Raw genomic sequence first — 9,633 nt, forward strand, 5'->3', positions numbered from 1 at the left:
AACTCCAAACAGGACCTAGTCCAATCGGGTGAGCGCCGCGGCGGCCTGGGCCGAGGCCTGTGCGGAGGCCTGCGCCGCCGCCTTCGCGGCCGCCTGGGCCGCCGCTTCCGCCGCGGCCCGCTCGACCTTCTCCGGCGTGACGAAGCGGTAGCCGACGTTGCGGACGGTGCCGATCAGCGACTCGTGCTCGGGGCCGAGTTTCGCGCGCAGGCGCCGTACGTGCACGTCGACGGTCCGGGTGCCGCCGAAGTAGTCGTAGCCCCACACCTCCTGCAGCAGCTGGGCGCGGGTGAAGACCCGGCCCGGATGCTGCGCGAGGTACTTGATCAGCTCGAACTCCTTGAAGGTGAGGTCCAGGACCCGTCCCTTCAGCTTCGCCGAGTAGGTCGCCTCGTCGACCGACAGGTCACCGTTGCGGATCTCCATCGGGGAATCGTCCGAGCCGAGCTGCTGGCGCCCCGTGGCGAGGCGCAGCCGCGCCTCTACCTCGGCCGGGCCGGCGCTGTCGAGGAGGACGTCGTCGATGCCCCAGTCGGCGGTGACGGCCGCGAGGCCGCCCTCGGTGACGACGAGGATCAGTGGGCAGCCCGGTCCCGTGGAGCGGAGCAGCTGGCACAGCGACCGCACCTGCGGCAGGTCGCGGCGGCCGTCCACGAGGATGACATCGGCGCCCGGGGTGTCCACGAGGGCCGGGCCCTCGGCGGGTGCGACCCGGACGGTGTGGAGCAGCAGGCCGAGTGCGGGCAGCACCTCGGTCGACGGCTGCAGGGCATTGGTCAGGAGCAGGAGGGAGCTCATGCCCGACCACCTGCCCGGTTCGGGCTGTGGTGTGCGTGCGTGTGCGCACGCACGGTTCGCTGGTCCATCACGTCGGTTCCTCCTCGGTCCCGTCGAGGACTTTCGCGGCACTGCTTCGTACGACTTGCCTGGTGTCCGCCGGTCCCCGCGCCCTGAGGTCCGGATGGATACCACTGTTCTCGGTCCGTTCAACGTGCTGAAAGCACAAAAGGACCCGGGGGCTACGTTGCCCGGATCCTCTCGCCAGCAGAATAGCCCACCTTCCCCGGCGCGGCCGAGGCCTCGCAGCAGGCTGTTCTGTGGTTCACACCACCCCACGGCCTGCTTATGCGCCGGTTTCACCGGATCGGTGGATCTCCCGGGGGCTACCCGGGCGCACGCCGGGCGCGCGGAGCCACGCCGGGTTCGGCGGCCGGAGGGTTCATGATGGACGCCGACGGCAGAGCGCCGACGAGAGGAGCGTGCAGTGGCAACCGGAACCATCCGCTACTGGGCGGCGGCGAAGGCCGCGGCCAAGACGGCGGAGGAGCCGTACTCGGCGCGGACACTGGCCGAGGCGCTCGACGCCGTGCGGGAACGCCACCCCGGGGAGCTGACCCGGGTCCTGCTGCGCTGCTCCTTCCTCGTGAACGAAGAGCCCGTGGGCAAGCGCCCGCATGATGCCGTCGAGCTGACCGAGGGGGGCACCGTCGAGGTGCTCCCGCCGTTCGCGGGCGGGTGAGCGGAGTCCCATGAGCACGCCCGAGGAACACCGGCTGGAACTGGAGCGGCAGCAGCAGCTCCAGTTCCAGATCCAGCTCCAGGAACAGCAGCAGCAACAGCAGCAGCTTCAGCAGCAACAGCAGCAGTCGGACCCGTACGGGACCCAGACCTGGCAGTCCCCGACGTGGGAGACCTCGTACCAGCCGGTGCAGTCCCCGCTGGAGGGCGTACCGGCCCCGGCTCCGGCACCGGCCCCGCAGCACCAGCCGCAGCCGCAGTACCAGCAGCCTTCGCCGTACGCGGATCCCTACGCCGCGCCGGCCGCGCCCGCGTACCCGCAGACGGCGGCGCCGGACCACTGGTTCCGCGAGGAGCCCCATGCGCAGGCTCCCGCACCGGCGCAGCAGCAGCCTCACCAGCAGCAGGAGCAGCCGCAGTGGGGCGAGACCGCGTACCTGCCCCCGTACCCCGGCCCGGGCGGCGACCAGGAGTACCAGCACCAGGACCAGCACCAGGACCAGCACCAGGACCAGCACCAGCCGCAGCCCCACCACCAGGCTCCGGCTCCCGCGCAGGACTGGGCCGATTCGACCGCCTACCTCCCGCCGCAGGCGCCCGTCCCGGCCGAGGTACCCGCCGCCGCCCGGCCGGAGGCCCCCGGGGGCGGGGCGGCCGGTGAGGAGCCCGCGTACTCCCCGCCCACCCTGGCGGGCAACACGCTCCGCGCCGTGGATCCGGCCCAGGCCCGCGCCGAGGGCCGCTCGCCGATCATCGATCCGGGCCCGCAGGCGGCCATACTGACGGCCGCCCTCGGCCTGGTCATCGCCGTCGCCGCCGTCCTCGGCAAGCTCGCACTGCTCGCGCCCCTGATCGCCCTCCAGGGCCTCACAGCGGCCGGCTGGTTCCGGCTCAACGGCATGTGGCCGGCCCGGCAGGGCATCGCGCTCGCCTTCGCCGGAGCCGTGGTCGCCGACGTGGCCGTGCTCGCGGTGGACGACGCGTACGGTCCCGGCGCGATCGTTGGCACGCTGGGCGCCTGGGTGCTGCTCACGCTGGTCCTCCAGCTGCGCAGCCAGGCCGAACCGGACGAGCGGATGTACGGGCTGATGGCCTCGGTGGCCTCGGCCGCGCTCGCCATCGTGTGCGCCGGCTACCTGGCGGCCGGCTCCGCTGCCGCGACCGTGGGCGCGGCCGCCGTCGCGGTGGCCGTCTTCGCCCGTGCGCTGCCCCTGCCCACCGCGGCCTCCGTCGGGGTCTCGCTGGCGGCCGCGGCCGGCGCGGGCATCGCCGTGGGCGGGCTGACGTCCGTCGGGGCGGGGGGCGCGCTGATCGGCCTGGCGGCCGGTGCGTGTGCGCTGATCGGGCTGCGCGTGGCGGCGTACGACTACCCGTCGAAGTTCGTCCACATGACGGCCGGCGTCGCGCTGCCGCTGGCCGCGGCGGCTCCGGCGGTCTACCTGATCGGCCGGGTGGTGGGCTGACCCGCCGCCGGGGAGCGCCGGTCCCGTACGGCCGGGCGCTCACGGAACGCTGACGAGGGGTCATGGTCCACTAGGACGCACGTACCAATCGTCATGGGGGGTGGGCACGTGCGTGTCCTGCGTGTCTTTTTGATCATCGCCGTGGTCCTCGGGGGCCTGTTCGTCGGGGCCGACCGCTGGGCGGTCGGTTACGCCGAGGACCGGCTGGCCGACCGGATCCAGGCCCGCCAGGGCCTGGCCGGCGGCGTGGGGGTGGACATCCACGGATTTCCCTTCCTGACCCAGGCGCTCGCCCACGACCTCGACCAGGTCGACCTGACGCTGGGCGACCTCGACGTGACGACCACGGACGGCCGCAAGACGCGCCTGTCCCAGGTCGAGGTCGTCTTCCACGGGGTGGAGCTGAACGGCGACTACAGCGGCGGCACCGCGCGGCGCGCCGAGGGCTCGGCCCTCGTCGGCTACGCCGACCTGAGCGAGGCCGCGCAGCCCGGCGTGAGCGTCGCCTACGGCGGGTCCCCGGGCAAGGTGAAGGTCACGGCGGGCGTGGAGTTCCTCGGCAAGACGCTCACGCGCAGCGTGGTGTCGACGATCTCGCTGGTCGAGGCGAAGGACGCCAAGGGCTCCAAGATCGTGCGGGTGCGCGCCGACGAGGTTCCGGGCGAGGGCGTCCCCGGGGTCGAGACCGCGGTCCGCAAGAAGACCGACTTCGACCGGCGGCTCGACGGCGGTCTGCCGTCCGGGGTCCAGCTGACGGCGCTGACCTCCGACGAGTCCGGTGTGCACCTCACTCTGGGGGGTACGAACCTGTCGTTGGCCGGATAGTGAGACGCCGGGGTCCGATCCGCAGATGGGACGGGCCCCGGGCAGGCCCCGGAGGCGGCGCGGCGGCCACCCGGAGGGATCTCATCCCAATATTCGGACGATCCTGTCTCGACATATGACACGACGGTGACAGGGCGGCCGATTCGTCCCTACGATCCATGGCTATGAAGCATCAGCAGGCGGATCTCACGAAGCGACGGGCAGTAGACCTGTGTCGCGTCGCCGCCATGCTCTGTCGATCCATGTGACGTGTGAGCGCATCCCGCTCCATAGCCGGACGACGGCCTTCCGATTTCCCCGTTTTCCCCGCGTGGACCACGTGTGACCACTCCTGCCTCCCGCCCTCCCGACGCCTCCCCGCAACGGGACCGTGAGCGCACTCCGCAAGCACGCACTCCACGCACCCCGCACCACCGGCAACACAGCACCACCCCGCCGCACACTGCCCCGGAGGAGAACACCATGAGCCGCAGCGACGTCCTCGTAGACGCCGACTGGGTCGAGGCCCACCTGAACGACGCCAACGTCGTCATCGTCGAGGTGGACGAGGACACGTCCGCGTACGACAAGAACCACATCACCAACGCCGTCCGGATCGACTGGAAGCGCGACCTCCAGGACCCGGTCCGCCGTGACTTCGTGGACCAGGAGGGCTTCGAGAAGCTCCTCTCCGCCAAGGGCATCTCCAACGACGACACCGTCGTCCTCTACGGCGGCAACAACAACTGGTTCGCGTCCTACGCCTACTGGTACTTCAAGCTCTACGGCCATCAGGACGTCCGCCTGCTCGACGGCGGCCGCAAGAAGTGGGAGCTCGACTCCCGCGACCTGGTCGACGGCACCGAGGTCCCCGACCGCCCGGCCACCACGTACAAGGCCAAGGCCCAGGACACCTCGATCCGTGCCTTCCGTGACGACGCGGTCGCCGCGATCGGCACGAAGAACCTGGTCGACGTCCGCTCGCCCGACGAGTTCTCGGGCAAGCTGCTCGCGCCGGCCCACCTCCCGCAGGAGCAGTCGCAGCGCCCGGGTCACATCCCGAGCGCCCGCAACATCCCGTGGTCGAAGAACGCCAACGACGACGGCACCTTCAAGTCCGACGAGGAGCTCACCGCCCTCTACGCGGCCGAGCAGGTCGACCTGGCGAAGGACACCATCGCCTACTGCCGCATCGGCGAGCGCTCCGCGCTCACGTGGTTCGTGCTGCACGAGCTCCTGGGCCAGGAGAACGTCAAGAACTACGACGGCTCCTGGACCGAGTACGGCTCGCTGGTCGGCGTGCCGATCGAGCTCGGCGCCAACAAGTAGTTCCCCGGGCACGCGACGCCCCGTAGACGACCCGTAGTCATACCTCTCTAGGACAGGACAGAGAACATGTGTGGAGCACAGATCGGCGGGCCCGACCTCGCGACGCTCAAGCCCGGTGAGACCGCCATCCAGGGTCAGGTGACCCAGGGCGGCGAGCCCGTCAGCGGCTACGTGCGGCTGCTGGACTCGACCGGCGAGTTCACCGCCGAGGTCCCGACCTCGGCGACCGGCCAGTTCCGCTTCTACGCGGCCGAGGGCTCCTGGACGCTGCGGGCGCTCGTGCCCGGCGCCCAGGCGGACCGCGCCGTGGTCGTCGCCGAGGCCGGCGGCGTGACGGACGTGGCGATCGCGGTCTGAGCACCGCACACGCGCGCGGCGTGACCGTATGACCGCATGACCGGCCGAAGGGCCGCATCCCCGGGGGTTGGACGCCACTGGATCGGGATGCGGCCCTTCGTGCCGTCCGCCGTCTGCCGTCCGGGGGGCCTGGGCGCCGGCCGCCTCCGGCTCTACGCTGGAGGCATGTACGCCCGGCGCCGCCGCGCCTACTTCCTGCTCATGGGCGGATGCCTGTTCCTCTTCGTCTCCGCCTGGTCCTTCGTGCGCCTGTTGTCCGTCGAGGCCGCCGTGGCGCTGTGCGTGGTCGCCATGGTCATTCCGCCGGTCGCCGCGATCGTCGCGAACCGGCGCGGGCCGGACGACCGCTGGTGGGACGACCCCTCGGGCGACGCGAAGTCCGACGAGTGGTGGGACGAACTGGATGGAAAAGGACGGCGTGACGACTGAAACGCGCGAGATAGATCTTGAGATAAGAATGTAATAAGCGTGCGTACAACATCTCCCCACACCCACGTGTCATCTGTGTACGCGGGCGAGCGTCCCGTGACTCCAGTCCTGTGGGGGGACTTCTTTTGGAACTCGAACAGACCATCCCTGAGCAGCGGAAAGAGGAGGAGAACGGCCCGGAACAGGGCACTCTCGACGCTGCCGGGCCCGGGCCCGCTCCCCGCCGCCGTCGCGGCGGCCGTCGCGCCGTCCTCCTGATCGCGGGCGCCGTCGTCCTCGGCGTCCTGGCGGGCGCGGTCACCGGTTACGCGATCCAGTACGACCGCGAACCGACGCCGCTGGCCCCCCTGGCGCAGGCGAGCCTGGCGTACCCGAAGGCCCTCGCGCCCGACGACGCCACCACGAACAAGACGATCAACGCCAACCGCTGGCACAAGACGGACGACGACCTCGCGAAGCTGCTGATCGAGGCCCCGGGCGGGGCGAAGGTCGACGGCGTGGGCTACGACACCATCGACAGTGTCGCGACTCAATTCGAGCAGCCGGACTACATGCTGCGCAACCTCGTCCACACCAAGGTCCGCCGGCTCGCGTCGGTGAGCTGGTCGGAGGGTGACAGCACCTTCGTCTATGTGCAGCTGCTGCAGTTCAACGACCGCGACGGGGCCGACGACTACCAGTCCGGCCAGTCCAGCTACATGCCCGAGAAGAAGCACGCGGGCAACAGCGGTGTGGCCATTCAAGGTCTCCCTTCCGACCTCGGGCACGTCTGGGTGGACTCGGAGGCCGAGGAGAAGCCGGGTTACCTCCCGATGCGCAGCGCACGGGCCATCGCCCGGCGCGGCGACGTCGTGCTCGACATCCACTATGCGAACAACCGGGGCAAGGTCGACGAGAGCGACGTCATGGACCTGGCCAAGCGACAGCTGGAGCGACTGTGACCGAGCCGCAGAACGACGTGACCCCGGTCCCGACCGAGACGCCCGCCGAGGTGCCCGCCGAGGTGTCGGCCGAGGTGTCGGCCGAGGTGTCGGCCGAGATTCCCGCCGAGGTCCAGGCGGCGTCCGAGGCGGCGACCTACCCCGTGGTGTCGGTGGAGCCCGCGCGCAAGGTCAACCGCAAGGCGGTCGCCCTGGTCGCCGGTGTCGTGGCCGTGGCCGCCCTCGTGGGCGGTGGCGTCTGGGCGTCCGCCGCGATCGCGGACGCCGACCGGGACGCGCCGACCGCCTACTGGGTTCCCCTGGGTGAGACGTACGACAAGCCCGCCGAGCCCGGTTCCGTGCCGGCCAACGCCCTCTCGGGCAAGCTGCTGCCGGTCCCGTCCGGGTTCGCGCTGGGGCCGGACCTGGAGCAGGACGGCAACAACTTCTTCGTCTCGGGCGAGAAGGCGGTCGAGGGCTTCAAGGAAGCCCGTGGAGGCATGTCCAGTTCAGAGCGCAAGAAGCGCGACGAGATGCTGGCCGAGCTGAAGCTCAAGGGCCTGGCCGGCCGCAGCTACACCCACGAAGGCTTCTCCTCCGTCGTCGAGATCCGCATCATGCAGGCCGATCCCGGGGCCGTGGGCAAGTTCTCCGAGATCAGCAAGAAGTTCCTCGAATTCACGGCTGACGGCCGCGAGGCGCCGAAGGTGGACGGGTTCCCGGACGCCAAGTGCTCGCTGCTGGCGATCGGCGAGGAGAAGAAGGAGAAGATCGACTCGATCGACTGCGTGGCAGTCGAGGGCGATGTGATGGTCACCTTCCGCGCCTACGGGTCCAAGCCGTTCAAGAACGCCGACGCCGTCGAGTTCTTCAAGAACCAGTTGAACCACCTGAAGTCCCCCGGGGAGTCCGTGTGACCGAGCAGAACACCCCTACGCAGGCCGTGGCAGAAGCCGAGGTGCCCGCGCAGCCGACCGCCCCGGACCACACCGCACCCCAGGACACCGCACCCCAGGACACCGCGCCCCAGGACACCGTGCCCGGGCAGTGGGCCGCCCCGGCGACCCCGGCCGCCCTGGACACCGATGCCGCCACGAGCGAGGCGGCCCCGGCCAACCCCTTCGCGGCGCCGGAGGTGCCGGCCGGGCCCAAGGACCGCCGGGGGCTGTTCGCCGCCCTGCGCTGGACCGCCGCCGCACTCGTCTTCGCCGCCGTCGGCACGGGCGTCGCCTACCAGGTCACCCAGCCCGAGCGGACGGACATCCCCGGCCTGTCGACCGCGTCCGATGGCCGCTGGGCGTACCCGACGCTGTCCCAGCCCGCGCTCCCGCCGGGCGCCGCCGTGCCGTTCGCCCAGGACAACCTGGACGGCATCCACTACGCGGGCCTCACCCAGCTGCTCCTGCCGGCTCCCACCGGTTCGACCCCCGACTCCACGCTGAAGCTGGAGAAGGACGAGGCGGTGTCCGTGGACGGCTTCCTGGAGGAGTACGCGGCCACCGAGCGGGAGAAGATGAAGGAGCAGTTCACCAACGAGGGACTGCGCCAGATCGTCGCCCGCGGCTGGACCACCCCGGACGGCACCCGCACCCGTGTCTACCTGCTGCGTTTCCACGCCTCGGGCTTCGTGGACACCTTCGAGGGCTGCGGCCGTGACATGGCGCTGAACGGCGTCAAGCTCATGGGGTCGGACCTGGACTGGAGCAAGGGCAAGGTGGGCCAGTCCTCGCCGGCCCTCAACTTCGTTTCGCTCTTCGCGGAGTCGAAGCCGGTCGGCGACGAGCAGGTCAAGGCGGGCTGTATCCAGTCCGGCGACATCCAGGCCGTCATCCTCCAGACCCGCAAGGGCCAGGTGGCGACCGTGCCGTTCCACCAGACGGTGATCCTCCAGAACCAGCTGCTCGGCTAGCGGACGCCGGCGGGCTGCCGGCGGACGGCCGGTGGGGGAGCCCGTCGTACGGGACACCTCACCGAGTGCGCCGGTCCCCAGGCCAGTAGGCTTGGGGACCGGCCCCGTAATGCCGCCACACACACTCCGAGGAGCACCCCGTGCTTGAGGCAGTCTTCACCTCCCTGCTGGTCCTGGTCTGCGTCGGCGTTCTCGCCTTCACCGGACTCGCCGTGAAGAAGCTGTACCAGGGCCAGCGCTGACCCCTCCCGGATCAGCCGCCGGCCCCGCCCCGGATACCGGAACCCCTCCCACAGATCGCCTGAGCAGCCATTCATGATCCAGATCCCGTCCGACCTGAACCCGAGCCTCGTCCCTCTCGCCTTCCTCCTGGGCAATTGGGAAGGCGCAGGCGTCTTCGACTTCCCCGGTGAGGAGAAGTGCAACTTCGGCCAGGAAGTCGTCTTCAGCCACGACGGCCGGGACTTCCTGGAGTACCACTCGCGCAGCTGGGTTCTCGACGCCGAGGGCAACAAGATGCGGCCGCTGGAGTCCGAGTCGGGCTACTGGCGCATCGACGGCCAGCGCAAGGTGGAGATCGTCATGGTCCGCGACCAGGGCGTCGTGGAGATCTGGTACGGCGACCTCGCCGACAAGAAGCCCCAGATCGACCTGGTCACCGACGCGGTCGCCCGAACCGCCGCCTCGCGTCCGCACAGCGGCGGCAAGCGGCTCTACGGCTACGTCAAGGGCGACCTCATGTGGGTCGGGGAGAAGACCACCCCCGACGTCGAGCTGCGCCCCTACATGTCGGCCCAGCTGAAGAAGGTCGTCACGCCCGAGGAGGTCGCCGAGATGGCGCGCAACCTCCCGGACATGCCGGACGACGGCATCGCCTTCTTCCGGTAGACCGACCGACCGCGCG

General features: G+C 70.6%; 12 protein-coding genes. 11 read left to right on the top strand and 1 reads right to left on the bottom strand.

Going from position 1 to position 9,633, the window contains the following annotated elements; translation table 11 throughout:
• Nucleotides 1–15: 15 nt before the first annotated feature.
• On the bottom strand, nucleotides 16–798 hold the full coding sequence (locus J7E97_RS18000; RefSeq protein WP_215028273.1) for a response regulator transcription factor: 783 nt from the start codon (nucleotides 796–798) through the stop codon (nucleotides 16–18).
• Between the two features lie 466 nt (nucleotides 799–1,264).
• On the opposite strand from J7E97_RS18000, the gene J7E97_RS18005 reads away from it, so the two are divergent.
• The 11 genes from J7E97_RS18005 (at nucleotide 1,265) to J7E97_RS18050 (ending at nucleotide 9,617) form a co-directional block, all read left to right on the top strand.
• Nucleotides 1,265–1,519 (top strand): MoaD/ThiS family protein, encoded by a 255-nt coding sequence (locus J7E97_RS18005; protein WP_215028275.1) that lies wholly within the window; start codon nucleotides 1,265–1,267, stop codon nucleotides 1,517–1,519.
• 10 nt (nucleotides 1,520–1,529) lie between these two features.
• On the top strand, nucleotides 1,530–2,981 hold the full coding sequence (locus tag J7E97_RS18010) for a hypothetical protein (protein WP_215028277.1): 1,452 nt from the start codon (nucleotides 1,530–1,532) through the stop codon (nucleotides 2,979–2,981).
• Between the two features lie 108 nt (nucleotides 2,982–3,089).
• Entirely contained in the window at nucleotides 3,090–3,806 is a 717-nt protein-coding gene (locus tag J7E97_RS18015; RefSeq protein WP_215028278.1) for a DUF2993 domain-containing protein, read from the top strand.
• Nucleotides 3,807–3,970: 164 nt separating this feature from the next.
• On the top strand, nucleotides 3,971–4,054 hold the full coding sequence (locus J7E97_RS37035) for a putative leader peptide (protein ID WP_350206375.1): 84 nt from the start codon (nucleotides 3,971–3,973) through the stop codon (nucleotides 4,052–4,054).
• Between the two features lie 214 nt (nucleotides 4,055–4,268).
• Entirely contained in the window at nucleotides 4,269–5,114 is an 846-nt protein-coding gene (locus J7E97_RS18020; protein WP_215028279.1) for a sulfurtransferase, read from the top strand.
• Between the two features lie 66 nt (nucleotides 5,115–5,180).
• A complete protein-coding gene (locus J7E97_RS18025; protein ID WP_215028280.1) occupies nucleotides 5,181–5,471 on the top strand; it encodes a DUF1416 domain-containing protein in 291 nt (96 codons plus the stop codon).
• Nucleotides 5,472–5,636: 165 nt separating this feature from the next.
• Nucleotides 5,637–5,900, top strand: coding sequence for a DUF3099 domain-containing protein (locus J7E97_RS18030; protein WP_251054744.1), 264 nt, complete (start codon nucleotides 5,637–5,639; stop codon nucleotides 5,898–5,900).
• A gap of 125 nt (nucleotides 5,901–6,025) precedes the next feature.
• Nucleotides 6,026–6,841, top strand: a complete 816-nt coding sequence (locus J7E97_RS18035; protein ID WP_251054745.1) for a hypothetical protein — start codon at nucleotides 6,026–6,028, stop codon at nucleotides 6,839–6,841.
• The gene (locus J7E97_RS18040; protein WP_308346565.1) at nucleotides 6,838–7,737 is read left to right on the top strand and encodes a hypothetical protein; all 900 of its coding nucleotides are present in this window, start codon (nucleotides 6,838–6,840) and stop codon (nucleotides 7,735–7,737) included. Before J7E97_RS18035 ends, J7E97_RS18040 begins: the two co-directional genes overlap by 4 nt.
• Nucleotides 7,734–8,729, top strand: coding sequence for a hypothetical protein (locus J7E97_RS18045; protein ID WP_308346566.1), 996 nt, complete (start codon nucleotides 7,734–7,736; stop codon nucleotides 8,727–8,729). The genes J7E97_RS18040 and J7E97_RS18045 overlap by 4 nt, the downstream gene beginning before the upstream one ends.
• Nucleotides 8,730–9,044: 315 nt before the next feature.
• Complete coding sequence (locus J7E97_RS18050; RefSeq protein WP_215028287.1) at nucleotides 9,045–9,617, top strand: FABP family protein; 573 nt, start codon at nucleotides 9,045–9,047, stop codon at nucleotides 9,615–9,617.
• Nucleotides 9,618–9,633 lie beyond the last annotated feature (16 nt).

It is taken from the genome of Streptomyces sp. ISL-66 (assembly GCF_018614135.1).
Classification (GTDB): Bacteria; Actinomycetota; Actinomycetes; order Streptomycetales; family Streptomycetaceae; genus Streptomyces.